18 protein-coding genes and 1 pseudogene are annotated in these 18,051 nt (G+C 43.8%); 2 read left to right on the top strand and 17 right to left on the bottom strand.

The window, feature by feature from the left end:
• Positions 1-6: 6 nt before the first annotated feature.
• The 17 genes from hprK to FC51_RS06655 all read right to left on the bottom strand — a co-directional run bounded on the left by hprK (position 7) and on the right by FC51_RS06655 (position 17,039).
• Positions 7-1,029 carry an HPr(Ser) kinase/phosphatase gene (hprK, locus tag FC51_RS06735; RefSeq protein ID WP_171031893.1) on the bottom strand — a complete coding sequence of 341 codons (1,023 nt, stop codon included), beginning with the start codon at positions 1,027-1,029 and terminating at the stop codon, positions 7-9.
• Positions 1,030-1,085: 56 nt separating this feature from the next.
• Entirely contained in the window at positions 1,086-1,433 is a 348-nt protein-coding gene (locus FC51_RS06730) for a phage holin family protein (protein WP_075141268.1), read from the bottom strand.
• 3 nt (positions 1,434-1,436) lie between these two features.
• Positions 1,437-1,763: a PspC domain-containing protein gene (locus tag FC51_RS06725; RefSeq protein WP_057910248.1), complete on the bottom strand. Its 327-nt coding sequence runs from the start codon at positions 1,761-1,763 to the stop codon at positions 1,437-1,439.
• Between the two features lie 89 nt (positions 1,764-1,852).
• The gene (phoU, locus tag FC51_RS06720; protein WP_057910249.1) at positions 1,853-2,509 is read right to left on the bottom strand and encodes a phosphate signaling complex protein PhoU; all 657 of its coding nucleotides are present in this window, start codon (positions 2,507-2,509) and stop codon (positions 1,853-1,855) included.
• Positions 2,510-2,520: 11 nt separating this feature from the next.
• Positions 2,521-3,279, bottom strand: coding sequence for a phosphate ABC transporter ATP-binding protein PstB (gene pstB, locus FC51_RS06715; RefSeq protein WP_057910250.1), 759 nt, complete (start codon positions 3,277-3,279; stop codon positions 2,521-2,523).
• Positions 3,280-3,289: 10 nt separating this feature from the next.
• Positions 3,290-4,105: a phosphate ABC transporter ATP-binding protein PstB gene (pstB, locus tag FC51_RS06710; protein ID WP_057910251.1), complete on the bottom strand. Its 816-nt coding sequence runs from the start codon at positions 4,103-4,105 to the stop codon at positions 3,290-3,292.
• A 10-nt stretch (positions 4,106-4,115) separates the two neighbouring features.
• Positions 4,116-5,006, bottom strand: a complete 891-nt coding sequence (pstA, locus tag FC51_RS06705; protein WP_057910252.1) for a phosphate ABC transporter permease PstA — start codon at positions 5,004-5,006, stop codon at positions 4,116-4,118.
• Positions 5,003-5,902, bottom strand: coding sequence for a phosphate ABC transporter permease subunit PstC (gene pstC, locus FC51_RS06700; protein ID WP_057910333.1), 900 nt, complete (start codon positions 5,900-5,902; stop codon positions 5,003-5,005). The genes pstA and pstC overlap by 4 nt, the downstream gene beginning before the upstream one ends.
• 32 nt (positions 5,903-5,934) lie before the next feature.
• Complete coding sequence (locus FC51_RS06695) at positions 5,935-6,819, bottom strand: phosphate ABC transporter substrate-binding protein PstS family protein (protein WP_057910253.1); 885 nt, start codon at positions 6,817-6,819, stop codon at positions 5,935-5,937.
• Between the two features lie 248 nt (positions 6,820-7,067).
• Positions 7,068-8,459 (bottom strand): sensor histidine kinase, encoded by a 1,392-nt coding sequence (locus FC51_RS06690; RefSeq protein ID WP_057910334.1) that lies wholly within the window; start codon positions 8,457-8,459, stop codon positions 7,068-7,070.
• Positions 8,446-9,168, bottom strand: a complete 723-nt coding sequence (locus FC51_RS06685; protein ID WP_057910254.1) for a response regulator transcription factor — start codon at positions 9,166-9,168, stop codon at positions 8,446-8,448. The genes FC51_RS06690 and FC51_RS06685 overlap by 14 nt, the downstream gene beginning before the upstream one ends.
• A 10-nt stretch (positions 9,169-9,178) precedes the next feature.
• Positions 9,179-10,339, bottom strand: coding sequence for a PDZ domain-containing protein (locus FC51_RS06680; RefSeq protein WP_057910255.1), 1,161 nt, complete (start codon positions 10,337-10,339; stop codon positions 9,179-9,181).
• A 162-nt stretch (positions 10,340-10,501) separates the two neighbouring features.
• Positions 10,502-11,624, bottom strand: a protein-coding gene (gene prfB / locus FC51_RS06675) for a peptide chain release factor 2 (protein ID WP_099046977.1) whose coding sequence is annotated in 2 segments (ribosomal slippage) — positions 10,502-11,545 and positions 11,547-11,624 — 1,122 coding nt in all. Because the reading frame shifts where the segments join, the coding sequence is not laid out codon by codon here.
• Positions 11,625-11,705: 81 nt separating this feature from the next.
• Entirely contained in the window at positions 11,706-14,069 is a 2,364-nt protein-coding gene (gene secA, locus FC51_RS06670) for a preprotein translocase subunit SecA (RefSeq protein WP_057910256.1), read from the bottom strand.
• Between the two features lie 281 nt (positions 14,070-14,350).
• On the bottom strand, positions 14,351-14,908 hold the full coding sequence (gene hpf, locus FC51_RS06665; RefSeq protein WP_057910257.1) for a ribosome hibernation-promoting factor, HPF/YfiA family: 558 nt from the start codon (positions 14,906-14,908) through the stop codon (positions 14,351-14,353).
• Between the two features lie 122 nt (positions 14,909-15,030).
• Positions 15,031-15,447, bottom strand: coding sequence for a ComF family protein (locus tag FC51_RS12540; RefSeq protein ID WP_225355066.1), 417 nt, complete (start codon positions 15,445-15,447; stop codon positions 15,031-15,033).
• Positions 15,448-15,716: 269 nt separating this feature from the next.
• On the bottom strand, positions 15,717-17,039 hold the full coding sequence (locus FC51_RS06655; RefSeq protein WP_057910259.1) for an ATP-dependent helicase ComFA: 1,323 nt from the start codon (positions 17,037-17,039) through the stop codon (positions 15,717-15,719).
• A gap of 47 nt (positions 17,040-17,086) precedes the next feature.
• Here FC51_RS06655 and FC51_RS06650 point away from each other — a divergent pair, with 47 nt between their 5' ends.
• The gene (locus tag FC51_RS06650; RefSeq protein ID WP_057910260.1) at positions 17,087-17,749 is read left to right on the top strand and encodes a YigZ family protein; all 663 of its coding nucleotides are present in this window, start codon (positions 17,087-17,089) and stop codon (positions 17,747-17,749) included.
• A 108-nt stretch (positions 17,750-17,857) separates the two neighbouring features.
• Positions 17,858-18,040: pseudogene (locus tag FC51_RS12635) on the top strand (TetR/AcrR family transcriptional regulator); the annotation flags it as partial.
• Between the last annotated feature and the right edge of the window lie 11 nt (positions 18,041-18,051).

Raw genomic sequence — 18,051 nt, 5'->3', positions numbered from 1 at the left:
GATCTCCTATTTCTTATCAGAATCCTTGTTATCATCACTAATGAGGTGTTTGTTCTTTTCCTCAACGTGTTCTTGTTCTTCCTTATGCTTTTCATCATTTTTGCTGTTCACTTTGATCAGATTGTTTAAATTCCGATCAAAGGTCTCGGTTGCGTCGTAGCCCATGCTCTGAGCACGGAAGTTCATCGCAGCGGCTTCAATAATGATTGCTAAATTCCGACCGGTTCTCACCGGGATGGTAATTTTGGGGACATCAACGTCAAAAATATGAACGTTCTCGGTCCCGTTGCCCAACCGATCGAACTTGGCTTCCTTTGTATAGTTGGCCAAATGAATGATCAAGGCGACTTTGGTTTGACTTCTAACTGCACCGGCACCAAACAACGTCATGACATCAATAATCCCAATCCCACGAATTTCTAACAAATGACGTAGAATTGCCGGGGCGGTGCCCATCAACGTTTGTTCGTCCTGTTGGTACACTTCAACCCGGTCATCCGCAATCAAACGGTGACCACGTTTGACCAGCTCCAGCGCGGTTTCGCTCTTACCAATACCGCTATCTCCGGTAATTAAGATCCCGAGCCCATAAACATCGACCAAAACACCATGCAATGACTTACGCTCCGCAAGCTTATCGTCCAGATAGTTGGTCATGTTACTCAAAACCCGCGACGTCGTCAATTTGGATCCCAAGACAGGAATATGTTGTTCCTTAGCTGCCTGCAGCAATTCTTCAGGCGGATCCAATTGCGTCGACACCACAAAAGCCGGGGTCTCCGGTTGGCACATTTGTTGCATGACATCGAGGAGATCTTCATGAGACATCCCTTTAGAATATGAAATTTCAGTAATTCCCAGCAGCTGGATCCGTTTTGCAGGATAGTAATTAAAAAATCCGGTTAACTCCAGACCAGGCCGAGAAATATCGGCGGTCGAAATTGTCCGTTCTTCCAAGTATTCTTTTCCATAGTAGACATCCAACCTGGCATTTTTAACTAAGTCAGCCACCGTTACACTTTCAGTCAAGAACATCCCTCCTCAATTTATCACTACAATTTTATCACTTTGAAGCGCACAAGTCCTTATGGCTTGTGAAAATATTCAGCAATAATTGCACTGACCAACGACATCAATACTGCAACCAGCATCGCCATCCAAAACGAGGAAAAGCGAAACCCGGACCCAACAATTGACGCTGTCATTTCGAGCATTAGCCCATTGATCACCAGTGTGAACAGCCCCAACGTCAAAACGTTGATCGGCAGCGACAGGATCGTGATCACCGGTCTGACAAGCCAATTCAGAACCGCTAAGACAAATGCGGCGATAACGGCAATTTCAACGCTGGCAACGTAAAAATTGGCCGGGAAAAAACCGCTGATCGCCATAAATAAAATCGTATCAACTAAAACGGTTGTTAAGAATCGCAAGGATTAACCCCTTTTCTGGTCATCATGGACGTCTTTTTCTTCAACGTTATGAATAACCTTTCTGGATTTGTTGGGAGAAGTCCCATTACTCAAAGTGGCTTTCAGCTGGTCAACAAATGAACCGGGTTCACTCGGGTCACCTGGAATCACAAATATCATGACAACATAGCCAATGATGGCAATGATATTAATTCCCGGTGTAAATGCCAAAACGACGTACAAAATTCGAACTAAAGTTGAATTCCAACCAAAGTACTCGGCAATTCCACCAAGAACACCAGCAAGTACCCGGTTGGTCACTGAACGATGCAATTTCTGACGATTATTCATCCTCATGACCTCCACTTTAAAGCTTCTAACTTAAGATTATCTAAAAAAGGCACTGCAATCAAGTATGCAGTGCAAAATATCAACCATTCTTAATTTAATTCAATAATTTTCCCCGTTGCCAGATAAACCGTCCACTCGCAGATATTCGTGCTGTAGTCACTGATTCGACCCAAGTCTTTAGCAACATTCAGATAGATAATCGCGGAGCTGACAATTTTCGGGTCTTTAGCCATTGCCTGATAGCTTGGAGAAGCGATCGCGTTATAGAGTTCGTCAATCTTCTTATCAAATGATTGCGCCGTCCGTTTGGCCTTATCTTCGTCAGCGTCACCGTATGATTCAATTGAATCATCGTATTGTTGGCTTACTTTTAGCGCCATCGTAGCAATGATTTCTTCAACAGTGGCAATTCGCTGCATGCCTTTAATTGAAATTGCTGAACGGGCAACATTTCTTGCGTGATCCCCGGCCCGTTCCAAATCAGTTACCGCTTTTAAAATGCCGACAACTTCCCGTAAGTCGCCGGTCACCGGTTGGTACAGGGCAATCATTTCAAATGACCGCTTTTCAATGTGGATCTGGAGATGATTGATTTCATGATCATTGGTCACAACCGCTTCGGCTTTTTGAATATCGTGGTCAACGAAGGCTTGCCCCGCATTAGTGACCGCCTCTCCGACGAGTGCCCCCAACTTCATAAAATCAGCTTTCAAACTGATGATTTCTTCATCAAACACTTTCCCCATAAACATCTCTCCTATCCGAATCGTCCGCTTACATAATCCTCAGTCTGTTTTTGGTCAGGATTTACGAACATCTTAGTGGTCATATCGTATTCAACAACTCTGCCTTCCATGAAGAACGCTGTTTTATCAGAGATTCGGGAAGCTTGCTGCAGGTTGTGCGTCACAATAATAATTGTATAATCTTTTTTTAATTCAAGCAAAGTATTTTCAATCTTGGCACTGGAAATTGGATCCAAAGCACTGGTCGGCTCATCCATTAAAATGACCGATGGTGAGGTCGCTAACACTCTGGCGATACAAATTCGCTGCTGTTGACCGCCGGAAAACGACAGGGCGTTGTCATACAAGTTGTCCTTGACTTCATCCCAAACGGCGGCCTGCTTCAAGCTGCGTTCAACGATCTCGTCAAGTTTTTGCTTGTCTCTAATGCCGGCAATTCGCAGCCCATAAGTGATATTGTCATAGACTGAAAAAGGAAACGGGTTGGGTTGTTGGAACACCATCCCAATAGATTTTCTCAATTCTACCAGATTAGTCTGGGGCGAGTAAATATTTTTGTCATGAAACTTGACCGTTCCGGTAATGGTCACGCCATCAATCATATCATTCATCCGGTTAAGACACCTTAAAAAAGTTGACTTTCCACATCCGGATGGCCCAATTAAAGCTGAAATTTGATTTGGCTCAAAGTCTAAATTAACGCCGTGAAGCGCTTGAAAATCGCCATAGAATAAATCCAAGTTTTCTGATGAAATAATTGGTTCTGACATGTCGTTCCTCCTAGCCAAAGTTACCTGAAACATAGTCATCCGTCATCTGAACCTTAGGCCGCGTGAAGACCTTTCTCGTCTTATTATACTCAATTGCCTCTCCCATATTGAAGAAGACCGTGTAGTCGCTTAAACGAGCTGCCTGCTGCATGTTGTGAGTCACGATGATAATTGTATAGTCCTTTTTCAGTTCCCGCAGGGTTGCTTCCAACTGTTGGGTTGAAACCGGGTCTAAGGCACTGGCAGGCTCATCGAGCAATAAAACGTCCGGTTGAACGGCGAGCGCCCGGGCGATACATACCCGCTGTGCTTGACCACCGGAAAGCGAAAGCGCACTTTTGTTCAAGGAATCTTTGACCTGATCCCAAACAGCAGCCTGCTTTAATGTCTTTTCAACGACTTCATCCAACACTTTTTTATCATGAATCCCGCGCCGCTGAAGGGCAAAGGTCACGTTATCGTAAATTGACTTGGCAAATGGATTGGGTCGTTGAAATACCATTCCGATCCGACGACGGACTTCGTAAACGTCAATTTTTGGTTGGTTGATGTTAACGCCCTGGTAAAGAATCTGTCCTTTCACCGTTGCCACCCCATCGTTCATCCGGTTCAGCGCCCGCAAAAAGGTTGACTTACCGGAACCGGACGGGCCAATCAGTGCCGTAATCGTATTTTTTTGAAATTGAATATCCGCGTTGTGCATTGCCAATGTTTTTCCATACAGAATTTCTAAGTCCCGGGTTTGCATGGTAATTTCAGTTTCTTCGGGATTAAAATGGTAAATGAAGCGTTTCGGTTTATCATTTAATTCAGTTGTATTTTGCATTTTCATTCACCTACTTGACTGATGTCATTCGTTCAAAGACTTTTCGACCAATAAAACGAGCCGACAGATTAAAAATTAGAATTGCCAACACCAAAACGGCTGCGGCACCGGAAGAAACCTGGGTCAGATCCGGCATAATCCCTTCTGAATTAATCTTCCAAATATGAACTGCCAAAGTCTCAGCCGGCCTAAGCGGGCTCAACGGACTGTCGATGTTAAACGGGTTCCAATCACCGAAATTCAGTGCCGGTGCACTTTGTCCCGCGGTATAAATTAAAGCGGCAGCCTCACCGAAAACCCGACCGGAACATAGGATTACTCCACTAATGATGCCGGGAAGCGACGCTGGGACGACGATGTGAATAATGGTTTCGTACTTTGAAAGTCCAAGCCCGAGGCCGCCTTGACGTTGGTCATCGGAAACGTTTGAAAGTGAATCTTCGATGTTTCGGGTTAATAACGGTAAGTTGAAAATCGTCAGCGTCAAGGCCCCTGAGAGAATTGAAAACCCATAGTTGAACTGAACAACGAAAAGCAAAAAGCCAAACAGCCCAACGACAACGGACGGAAGCGAACTCAAAATTTCAATCGACGTCTTAATCATTGACGTAAACCAGTTATCTTTGGCGTATTCATTCAAATAAATAGCCGCCAACAGGGCAATCGGTAAAGAAATCAACATCGCTAATACCAGGAGATAAAACGAATTAAAGAGTTGAACGCCGATCCCACCGCCGGCATTAAAGGCTTTGGCAGGAGATGTCAGAAAATGCCAACTGACATGTGGCAGGCCAGTGATAAAAATGTAGCCAATCAGAAACGCTAAGATCAGCACCACAAATCCTGCAATCAGCTTTAAGCCGGTAATGGCAATTTTACTTTGCTTCTGTGATCGATTCATTTTTTAAACGCCCCTTTCCGGCCAATCATGTGAACCAACAAGTTGAAGAATAGTGACATGACCAGGAGGACCAGTGCCAATGACCAAAGCGCGTCATTTTGCAGCGATCCCATCACCGTATTCCCCATCCCAGCGGTTAACACCGAGGTTAATGTCGATGCTGGTGACGTCAGGTTGTGTGGCATCAGGGCAGCATTTCCGATAACCATTTGAACGGCCAGTGCTTCACCGAATGCCCGGGCCATCCCAAAGACGACGGCAGTCAAGATGCCTGGTGTTGCCGCTCTTAAAACGACTTTCCAAATTGTCTGCCACCTCGTTGCTCCTAAGGCCAGAGACGCTTGACGGTAATACTTGGGAACCCCTTTAAGTGAATCGACGGTCATCGAGACAATCGTTGGTAAAATCATCACGAAAAGAACGAAGGTCCCTGAAAGAATTCCGAAGCCACTGCCGCCAAAAGTGCTTCGAACAAACGGGACGACCACTGACAAGCCGATAAATCCGTAAACAACGGAAGGAATTCCAACCAACAGCTCAGTTACCGGCTGAAGAATTTTCGCACCCCGCTTCGGTGAAATTTCGGTCATGTAAACGGCGGTTCCAATCGCAAACGGTGTCGCTAAAGCAGCCGCGAGTAACGTGACCAAAAACGAGCCGACAATCATGGGTAACGCACCAACGGCTTGCTGGCCGCTCGGCGTCTTGGTGCCCGGGTTCCAAATCGTGCCGGTAAAGAATTCTTTGACACTCACATTATCCCGAGAAAAGGTGGAAAGCCCCTTGCTGGCAACAAAGACAATGATTCCCAAAACAATCGCCATAATCAAGAGCAGTGCAGATAGGCTCAGCAAGTGGCCAAAGCGCTCATAACGGGCCGTCTTGGATTTTTTCATTAATTGCTTGGCTAATTTTTCATTTTGCACAGTTATTCCCCCGATCCCTTCGAAATTTTACCCTGCCACGAACGTTGGTATTGCATATCCTTAACGGAGATGTACCCCAACTTGTTGAACAGGGTTGTTTGAATATGATCGTTCTTTAAGTAGGTCAGGAATTTTTTGGTTAACCCAGTCGGTTTCCCACGGGTATAAATGTGCTCATATGACCAAATTTTCCATTTGTTATTTTTCACATTGTTTTCAGTTGGTTGAACGCCGTTAATTGAAATTGGCTGGACACTTTTATTAATATAGCCGAAAGAAACGTAGCTGATCGCCCCAGGCGTTGAGGAAACAATTTGCCGAACCGTTCCTGAAGAATCCTGTTCCTGGGCAGTCGCACTTTCATGACCGGCCAGCCCGAATTGCTCGAACGTTACCCGAGTCCCACTTCCCTGCGATCGGTTAATCAATGTCACGGGCAGGTTGGGTCCGCCGAGCTGGCGCCAATTGGTAATTTTACCGGTAAAAATGGCAATTAATTGTTTGGTTGTTAAATTCTTAATGCCAACTTGATCGTTGGTAATGGGTGCAACGCCCACAACGGCAATTTTGTGGTCAACCAAACCTTTGGGGTTGATTCCCGCCTTTTCTTCGGCAAACAAATCAGAATTTCCCATCTGAACGGCCCCGGTTTCAATTTGGCTGAGTCCGGTTCCGGAACCGCCACCCTGAACGTTAATAAAGATGCCGGCGTGATCAGCCGAATACTGTTCACTTGCGGCTTCAACTAACGGCTGTAGAGCGGTTGAACCAACCGCCGTAATTGATTGCTGGTTGGTTGACGTCTTGCTTCGGGCATTGTACGCGCCAATGCCGGCAACAATGATGATCAAACAAAGTCCTAATTTTAAGAGTGTCCGTTTTCGCATTCCAATTCCTCCTAGATCTTCAATTAATATTGTAATCAATCAATGTAAATATTTGACTTGGCGAATGTAAAAGTTATGTAAATGTGTCAGGGGGTTGTTTTATTTCAAATCAAAAGACGGTGAAAACAAAAAAGCCGTGACCACCCCAGCGTCTGGGATCATCACGGTATTGATTTGAATTCTGGGATCTAAATAACCTGTATCCCAGTCTTTGTTAATTGTAAATATCCTGTCAAAGTGAAATAACTTTATTGATTTTCAGAATCGGTTTGACTGTCCTCGTCAACAAGTGGAAATTCAACGGTGAATGTTGAGCCCACACCCCGCTGACTTTTAACGTGAATCGTCCCGCCAATCGCGTCAACCATTTCTTTAACAATCGATAATCCAAGGCCGGTGCCGCTGACCTTTTGTTTGGTTCTGGAATCGTCGGCACGGTAAAAACGTTCGAACAACCTGGAAATATCTTTTTGGGCAATTCCGATTCCGGTATCCGAAACAATCAACTGCCAATAACTGTCATTATCATCATAAGAAATGGTGATCTCCCCATTCGGCTGGTTGTACTTGATGGCGTTACTAACCAGGTTTCGTAAAATCCGGGTTAAAATCGTCGTATCTGTGTTCACTTCAACGTGCTCAGGAATTTGATTATGAATCGTTAAATGATTGTTGGCAAGCATCGAATCATAAGATTTTAATTCTGAATTGACAAAGTCGTGGAGGGCCAATGGCTTATAAACATAATTTGTCCCATTTTGGATGTGTGAAATCGTCAAAACATCTTGGACCAGTGAGGCTAACTGATCACTTTGCTGGTCAATAATTTTTAGAAATTCAACCAGACTCTTTTTGTCATCCATTGCACCGGATAACAGGGTTTTGGTAAATCCCGAGATGGCGGTAATCGGCGTTTTTAATTCATGGCTGGCATTTCGCAAAAAGTCGATTTGCATTTGCTTCACGTTAATAATATCTGAAATGTCATACATGATCACCAAAATATGAAAGTCCTTGTCCAGCTGGTTAAAAATAATGCTTGTATCCCAAGTCACCGACTCCCCGGTAACGCTTTGAACCTCAACGTGCTGAGATTTGTGATTTTCAAATACGCTTTCCACCAGTGACAATAATTGATAATTGCGAATGTCTTGGGTGTACGGGTGAACCTGGGTCAAAATGTTACGTTCAAGAATTTTCCCCATTTCGTGGTTCGCAAAAATAACGTCATGGGTGGAATCGATCACCATCACACCAACCGGTAAGCTGGATAAGATTGTGATCAATTCGGCGTTACTATTGCTGATGGTCTTTCCCTCGTCTTGCTGGCGGCTTTGAAGCTCGTTTAGCTGATCGGCAATTCCCTTTAATGAATTTCCCGGCTCCACAAACAATGGCACTGCTGGCTGATGGTCGACAATATTTTCCGTCATAACCATCAATTGTTTGAGTAATTTGTCGTGCTTCCGGTACTGGAGCACTAATACCAAGCTGGCGATGAGCAGGACAAAAGCGGCTATCAGGGCTAAAACAAGCCAGCCAGTCGATTTATTTGTAAAGCCATAAAAAAGCATGGCCAAAGTGGCAATGCTTAATAAAAAGACAATTAACGTTTGTTTTGCAAGTTTACTCATCGTCATCACCAGTTGAAAATTCATAGCCGAAGCCGCGAACTGTTTTTAGGTATTTAGGCTTCTTAGGATCAGGTTCGATTTTTTCTCGCAGGTGGGCAATTTGAATATCGACCATTCGACTTTGTCCGGAATAATCAAATCCCCAAACGCCTTGAAGCAATTGCTCGCGGCTCAGCACTTGATTTTCATGGCCAACCAGATACTGCATCAATTCAAACTCTTTTGGTGTCAACTTCAAATTATGATCGCCGGTACTGACGCGATACTTTTTATGGTCGATCGTAAATGGTCCGGTTGTTTCGACCTCACCCTTGTTAGCGGGTTGATTGGAACTACTATCAGAATTGCTTTTCTCGTATCGCCGCAAGACGGCGTTCATTCGGGCAATCACTTCTCTGGGGCTAAATGGCTTTGGAATGTAATCATCCGCCCCCATTTCCAAGCCAAAGACCTTATCGAATTCGGTGTCTTTGGCTGTCAACAAGATGACCGGTGTGTCGTTGCGATCCATTCGAAGCTGTTTTAAAACTTGTTCTCCACTGAGTTGTGGCAACATCAAATCTAACAGGACAATGTCGAAGTCGCCATTTTCCGCCATTGAAAGTGCGTCAACACCGTTAGTTGCACTTTGGACTTCAAAGTTTGCTTGTTTAAGGTTATATTCCAATAGCGTTACGATTGCCGGTTCGTCATCAACTACAAGTACCTTTTTCACGGTAGGCCTCCTAATTACTAAGTTGCGTATACGTTTTGACCCCAATTTCGTGGGGAGAATTCTTAAAGATTGCCGATTCGGTCATTTTTAACTGGTCGTTCCGGTCAAGGACTTTAAATCGGCAGTAGGTTGAATTGGTACTCAAGGCACGGTAAAATTCATCATCATTTGCAACTTTAATCCCGTTGACTTCCAAAATGACATCGCCAACCTTGAGATCCATTTTTGCCGCGGGGGTCTCGGGTTGAATGCCAATCACCCGGATACCGTTCATCACCTCGCTGTATTCAAAGCTTTGCTGATGGTCACGGCGTTTTGCAAGCATCAAGGTTAAGTAATATCCCAGCCACAAGACAATGATTGATGGCAAAACAGCTGTTGGAACAAAGTAGCTCACGATGGCCAGCACGACTCCGACACCCACTAGAAGATACATTGATTTGCTCAATTTAAGAAACAATTCTCGCGGCACACTATGACGAACGGAAAATTTCAGTCCCAATAAGATGGGAACCAGTAGCACCGCATAGGCGTGATCACCGATTTGAAATAGCGGCATAAATGGAAAACTGGTGTGAAACCAGTCACCAGGAACAAACAGCAGGAACGGAAAAATACTGAGCTCATTAAACTTGTATATCGCAATCTTATTGTTCCGCTGATTGCGAACCAGTGTTGGCGAATCAAATTTTCCACCATTAAGGTGAATGAAGACGGCGGTTAAACCAATGACCACCACAAATATAATTAACAGGTTAATCGGATTCACTGATGCTGACCGAATGCCGAGTTGGTTAAACCATTTGAAAATTGGCGCCAGTTGAGGCAGTGTCGGTAAAAGCAGAGTCACCACACTGGAAATTCCTGCAATTGTGACCGGCAACAGCCACCACGGAATGACCAGTAGGAAAAGAGCCATCAACGCTTCATAGACAATCAACCACGGAAGAGAAATGCTTAAAAAACCGCCCAAAATAATTGATCCCAGGACACCAAAAATGATTAAGCTGCGAACAAAATGCCGCCCCTCATAAAAGTCCTCATAAATCGCTGAATTGAAAATCGCGCGTTCTTTTTTCAGCCGATTTCGATAAATCAGGTAGCTGCGAATAACCCCGATCCACAATGCTGGCTGAATCACATAAAACCCAAGTGCAATTAAAATTTTCATTATGTCTTGTCCTCACCAATAATTATAAAGCTAGTATATCATTTATTTAACGGTGTTTTAAGAAACTTCGCAGAAACACCGCCCGGAATCGTCGTCTAAGAGATTGCAAATCAAAAGGGCTGATGCCAAACCAACATTGGTCTTGCTCCAGCCCCGACGGACTTATTCCGGATTTGTTTTGCTCAACTGCCATTGCAAATAAGCCGTGATAAAGGGATCGAGATCGCCGTCCATCACGCCGTCGACATTGGCGGTTTCATAATTTGTCCGGTGATCTTTGACCATTGAGTAGGGATGAAAAACGTAGGACCGAATTTGTGATCCCCAACCAATGTCTTTTTGTTCGCCTTCGATTTTTGCCTTTTCTTCAGCTTTCTTTTCTTCTTCAAGTTCATATAACTTGGATTTCAACATATTCATGGCGGTTTGCCGGTTTTGAAGCTGTGATCGCTGGGCCTGGCTGGCCGTCACAATTCCAGTTGGAATATGGGTGATCCGAACCGCTGAAGAAGTTTTGTTGACGTGTTGCCCACCGGCACCGGACGAGCGGTAAACGTCAATCTTTAAATCGTCCGGGTTGATCTTAATCGACACATCGTCATCGAGTTCCGGCATCACATCGACGGAAGCAAAGGAAGTGTGTCGTCTTCCGGCTGAATCAAAGGGCGATAACCGAACCAATCGATGAATTCCCTTCTCAGACCGCAAATAACCATAGGCGTTTTCGCCGCTAATCAAAATTGAAACACTGTTGAGACCCGCGACATCTCCGACCTGATAGTCCAAGGTTTCGACTTTAAAGCCGTGGGCCTCTCCCCAACGGGTGTACATCCGCAGCAACATTGATGCCCAATCTTGAGCTTCGGTTCCACCTGCACCAGGGTGGATTTCCAAAATGGCGTTGTTGTGATCGTACTTACCGTTCAATAACAGATTTAATTGGTAGCGGTCCAGTTGTTTCTTCAACGTCTGTTCGTTAGTTTCAAATTCCCCTTCCATTCCGGAATCGGGATCCTCGCTGATTAACTCTAAGGTAACTTTGAGATCGTCCAATTGGTTTTTGAGCGACATAAAGTTATCTCGTTTGGACTTCAATTGATTGGTCTCATCAATTAATTTTTGGGCAGCTTCCTGGTCGTCCCAAAATCCGGGTTCCGCCATTTTTGATTCGTTGATCGCAATTGTTTCACTCAACGCATCGAAGTCAAAGCGACCCCCTAAAACCATCGATGGCTTTTTGCATATCTGCGATTTGATTTTTTGCTTCACTTAATTCAAACGTCATATTAATCCCTCTTATTTCTCCAGATTCAAAGAAAGAATCCAAACAATCATCGTAATTGTCGGATTCTTCTGCGTCATACTATTAACGTTGCATATTTTGACGAATTTCAGCTTTCATGAACAGACGGGTTGCGTCGTATTCGATGTCGGCAATCATTTCTTCGAACATTTTGTAACCTTCTCGTTGGTACTCAACAAGTGGGTTTTGTTGACCATAACCACGAAGACCGATTGATTGACGCAATTGATCCATGATATCAATGTGATCAGTCCAGTGGGAATCAACAACTCGCAGAATGACAACTTTTTCGAATTCTAGCATTTGTGAGGCATCATAAAGTTGTTCCTGCTTTTCCTTGTACTCGTTGTTGGCCAAGTCCATTAACATGCTCTTGATTTCATCAGCTGATTTGCCTTGGAAATCTTCGAGTGAAATTTGATCGGGGCTGACCATGGCACTAATGGCGAAGTCCAAAATTGTTTGAAGATCCCAATCTTCTTTTTCGCCTTGCGTATGAAGGTCAACGATTCGGTTAATTGTCCGTTGAATCATTGGCATAATAACCCACTTCAGATCCTTTTGTTCATCAATGACTTCGCGACGCTCACCGTAAATAACTTCACGTTGTTGTCTCATAACATCATCGTATTGCAAAACGTTCTTTCGTGAATCGTAGTTATTTCCTTCAACCCGCTTTTGAGCCGATTCAACTTGTTTGGTAATCATCTTTGAACGAATAACGGCGTCTTCGCCTTCAACGTTAAGATGCTCCAAGAAGTTCTTGATCTTTTCAGAACCAAATCGACGCATCAAATCATCTTCAAGTGACAGGTAGAATTGTGACAAACCTGGATCACCCTGACGACCAGAACGGCCACGAAGCTGATTATCAATACGACGAGACTCATGACGTTCAGTACCAATAACGGCAAGTCCGCCGAGTTCAACGACACCTGGTCCTAATTTGATATCCGTTCCACGACCAGCCATGTTGGTGGCAATGGTTACGGCACCACGTTGGCCGGCATTGGCAACAATTTCAGCTTCCTTGGCATGGTTCTTGGCATTCAAAACAACGTGAGGAATCTTTTCTTCGTCAAGTCGGTGTGACAAGTATTCAGAAGTTTCAACCGCAACAGTCCCGACCAGCATTGGTTGGCCCTTGGTATGGAGTTCTTTAATCTTGTTCACAACAGCTTCGAATTTTGATTCCAGCGTTGGGTACAATACATCTGGATGATCAACCCGGACAACCGGCTTGTTGGTTGGAACAGAAATAACTTCCATGTTGTAAATCTCACGGAATTCTTCTGCTTCAGTCTTGGCAGTACCAGTCATACCAGCAAGCTTCTTATACATCCGGAAGAGGTTTTGGTAAGTAATGGTTGCCATTGTCTTACTTTCCTCGTTAATCGTAACCCCTTCTTTTGCTTCAAGGGCTTGATGAAGACCATCTGAGAATCGACGGCCTTCCATGATTCGTCCGGTAAATGAGTCAACAATCTTAACTTCATCATCGGAAACCACGTAATCCTTATCACGGAGCATGATAAAGTTGGCACGCAAAGCCTGATCCAAATGGTGGGTCAAAGCCGTGTTGTCAGTATCGTAAAGGTTCTTTAAGTTAAAGTACTTCTCAGCTTTTTCAATTCCTTGATCAGTTAATGAAACTGTCTTGGTTTCCAGGTCAAGCTTAAAGTCGTCGCCTTCGTGAAGGGTTTTGGCAAACCGATCTGTTCGTTGGTAAAGATCGGATGTTCCGCTCGACTGACCAGAAATGATCAATGGTGTTCTGGCTTCATCAATTAAGATGGAGTCAACTTCATCGACGATCGCAAAGTTAAGTGGCCGTTGAACCATTTGCTCTTTGTAGGCAACCATGTTGTCACGCAAATAATCAAACCCGATTTCGCCGTTGGTTGAATAAGTGATGTCGGCAGCGTATGCTTCACGCTTCTCATCGGCATCTTTTTCGGTTGTGTTAACCCCAACCGTTAGGCCAAGCCAGTTATACAACTCGCCCATTTCAGTCGCATCACGTTGAGAAAGGTACTCGTTAACCGTGACAACGTGAACTCCTTTTCCAGCAAGTGCATTTAAATAAACCGGCATCGTGGCAGTTAAAGTCTTACCTTCACCAGTCTTCATTTCTGCGATATTTCCTTCATGAAGAACAATTCCACCCATGATCTGAACGTGGAATGGATAAAGGCCCAAGACCCGTTTTGCACCTTCACGGGCAACGGCAAATGCTTCTGGAAGCAGGTCATCCAAGGTTTCACCCTTTTGATAACGTTCCTTTAATGCCGGCGTCTTGGCTTGTAGTTCTTCATCGCTGAGTTGGCGGTATTCTTCTGCGTACGAACCGACTTTGTCAGCAATTTTGCTGAGTCGTTTGAGTTCGCGCGTATCACTTTCAACCCATTTCTTTAAAACATTAGCCATTAGTAAATTCCCTTCTAAATTAAAATACTTTTCAAATTTATAATAGTATTTGTTGACTGCATACTTAATTAGTGTAACATTTTAGGTCGCTTATGAAAACAAAAAAACAATGTATCAGCGGCATTTAACCATGATAATACATTTTGCCCGGATATGAAAGGTTTGACGCACAATTTAGCCGTGATTCATGGTTCGAAAACAAAAAAGTTGGGAACGAATCGACCTGCAATTCATCCCCAACTTTACGCAAACATTTAAATGCCCGCTAGTATCGTAAATAATTATTCTTCGCCGGTCTCAATCAAGCCATAACGGCCATCATTACGACGGTAAACAATGTTAATGCCTGAAGTTTCTGCATCTTCGTAGATGAAGAAGTCATGGCCCAACATGTCCATTTGAAGAATGGCTTCCTCGTTGTCCATTGGCTTCAAAGCTAATTGCTTTGTCCGAACAACTTGGAATTTGGATTCATCATCTGTATCTGCGCTAACGTCTTCGGCTGGTGCAAATTCAAGGTTCTTGAATCCTTTTTCACGAGATTTGCGGTTAACCTTGGTCTTGTACTTACGAATTTGACGTTCGAGCTTATCTGTTACCAGATCAACACTTGCATACAAATCGTTAGACATTTCTTCGGCTCTCAAAGTTAAGTATGGCAAAGGAATGGTTACCTCAACTTTTGCTTGCTTATCTGGATAAACCTTCAAATTAACGTGAGCGGTATTTTTCACGTCCTTTTCAAAGTACTTCTCCAGCTTGCTGATCCGTTTTTCAACGTAATCCCGGATCGCTTGGGTTACCTCAATGTTTTCACCACGAATGTTAAAAATTAGCATAGCGTTCTCTCCCTTCACCATTAAAGGCTTAATGGTCCACTAATGAAATCACTTTCATTACTGGCTACAACTTTAGTATAATTGAAAGTTCGCATTTTAACAATCATTGGGTTTGGATTTCTTTAACGGGCCAAAGTCAATCCTTTAACATCCGTCGCTCCGGCTTGGTACAGCAAAGCCGCTGCGTGCCTGATAGTCGTGCCGGTTGTGTAGACGTCGTCGACTATTAACACCGGGGTATCTTTTATCAAATTTTTCTGTAATTTTAATAATTCAAATGGTTGAATCAAGTCTAATCGTTGCCGACGATTTTTTTCGGATTGTCGGATTAATTTTTGATCTTGTGTTACCTTGAGTACTTCATGGTAGTGCGTCCGGTCGAGCAACCCGGTAACCTGATTAAATCCACGGGTTGCCAAGGTGCCTTGGCTCACCGGGATTGGAACGATGAGTCGCTTGGTATGCGCTAAAGCCAACCGCAGTTCCGACACAAAAACATATCTCAGCCGATAATCGCCATTGAACTTATATCGTTTCATAAAATCCTTCATTGCTGCGTTGTATTCGAACAAGGCTTGGTTGGTCAGGTTTGGAAGTCCGCTGTCGCGCCACCGGATACAATCTTGACATGGGTTTGTCATTTGGGAAACTAACTTTCGACCGCACCCATCGCAGGTGGGCATTGATAATCGATTAAACCCGGATCGACAGGCATGACAAACCGTATGACTGGAAATCGGCCTCAGGGAAATCAACTCGCCAAATGAAATGTTGTCTCGAATTATTTCACCGCATAATAAACAATGTTTCATAGCGCTGCCGCCTTTTGATTCATTAATTTAATCTGGCGATCACAGGACTTGATGTTGGCAGTCTTTGATTCACAATAAAATAGCACTTCCCCAGTCGGCCGATCGCTGTTTCTCCCAACTCGCCCTGCAATTTGAACCAGCGCCGCCGCCGAAAAAATATCGTCGTCAGCCTTCAGCACAATTACGTCAATCCCCGGAAAAGTCACGCCCCGTTCCAAAATCGTGGTGGTAATCAAAAAGTCCAATTGATGGTTGCGCATTAAGGCGACCTTTTCAATCCGCTGAGGATCCGCTGAATAAACCGTTTCAAATTTGGCCGCCATTTTAGTGGCTTTGAGGGCGTCAAAAACATGTTTCAAATCTTTAATGTGTGGTACAAAGAGTAAAAAGCGCTGCTTGGCATCAATTAACGCTTGAATCTTGTTTAGAATGTTTTTTGGTAACTGGCCATCATTGATCAAAGTTGCTAATCGTTTAGTTCGGATCACTGCTATCTCGGGCAACAGGTGACCATGGTAACGAATTGGCAGGTAACTGACGGTCAATTTATTTTGCTTAATCGCTCGAAACAGATTTTGGTCAGGGGTTGCTGTTAAATATAAGGTTGCGCCGGTCGGTTTGATGGCGTTGGCCACGGCAAAATGAAGCATTGCATTTCCGGAATACGGAAACACGTCAACTTCATCAATAATCAAGACATCAAATGCATGGTAGAATCGTAATAATTGGTGAGTGGTACAAACCGTTATCTGGCTGTAAACATAGGGTTGCTCACTTTTGCCATGTAGCAATACACAAGATACCTTTTCAAAAGCGACTTGAATCCGTGGAAATAATTCAATACAAACATCAACTCGCGGTGAAGCGATGCCGACACGCAAGCCATTTTCAACGGCCCAGTTAATGCCTTTAAATAACATTTCCGTTTTCCCGGCACCCGTGACTGCCCATAACAAGTGTCGCCGACGATTCTTAAAGACATCAATCACCGTTTGTGCACATTCAGCCTGCAGTTTCGTTAATTTTCCCTGCCAAGTCAGTGGTTGGCTGATACGCGGAAATTCATTGGGTTCCGGCGCAAAGGCCAACTGCTGCAGCGTATCTATTCGCCCCATTTGAATACAAACGTAGCAGTAATACTGATTGTTGGGAAGCGCTGCTAGTCTTCGCTTCAAACGACTGCCGCAACGACAACAGGCAATGCCGTGGTCTGTTTGGATGGCCGCCCGTGTCTTGACGCCTGGATGATGATTAAGTGTTTCACCAAGCATCGACATCGGCATTTGGCGTCCAAACAACTCTGATATATCATTAATCATAGAAAAACACCTCACTATTTAAATACGAGATGTATGGAGGAATACTTTTGAAAAAAGAATCTTTAACAATTAAAAAAAACGGCTCCCATGAAATTGAAATTAAAAAGTCCCGCTTTATCTGCACGATGGTAAGAATTCAAAGCGAGGACCAGGCAAAACAATTGATTGAACAAGTCACCAAGGAAAATTCCAAGGCGAACCATAACTGCTACGCTTACATGCTGGGAGACGATGATCATATTCAGCGCGAAAGTGATAACGGCGAGCCTTCAGGGACTGCCGGAGTGCCAATCTTAGAGGTTTTAAAGAAAAACGAACTGCACAACGTTTTAGCTGTCGTTACCCGATATTTTGGCGGCATTAAATTGGGCGCCGGTGGCCTTATCCGTGCGTACAGCAACGCGACTTCAACCACCATCGATCAGCTGGGGATTGTCAAACTTGTCAACAAGCAGCAGCTGACACTGACCATCGACTATAATCAATTCGACAAATTAAAATATTTTCTTGAAAACGAAGCCATTCCGATCGAAGACACCCAATACACCGATCAAATACAGGTTGTCATCGCGGTCAGTGATGATCATTTCAATGCGCTTATTTCGGCGATTACAAATTTACTGAGTGATCAATTTACTTACGACAAGGGGCCGTACAAAATTTTTGAAGTCCCCTACTCAAGAGAGGCTCGACAGCAAGATGAAAGATAACAAGTGCTGGTATAAAATTTGATTTTAATTAAGTCAAACGCTCTGAAAGTGTGATGATTACTAGGTTCACACTTTTTATTTACATCAATAGGATAACGATGTTATCTTATTTTTATAAAGGAGGTTTCAACTATCGCTGGAAAAACAAATCAGACCAAGAACCTTATTCTGTCTACAACTATCCGTGAGATTAAGGAAAATGGTTACCAAACAATATCACTTCGAAAATTACTTTCACAATTAAACTTAACCACTGGATCGTTTTATAAACATTTCTCAAGCAAAAATAATTTGTTTGAAAA

It is taken from the genome of Lentilactobacillus parabuchneri DSM 5707 = NBRC 107865, assembly GCF_001435315.1.
Classification (GTDB): domain Bacteria; phylum Bacillota; class Bacilli; order Lactobacillales; family Lactobacillaceae; genus Lentilactobacillus; species Lentilactobacillus parabuchneri.
Note: the sequence above shows the minus strand (reverse complement) of the source record. Positions and strands in the feature narration are given on the sequence as shown.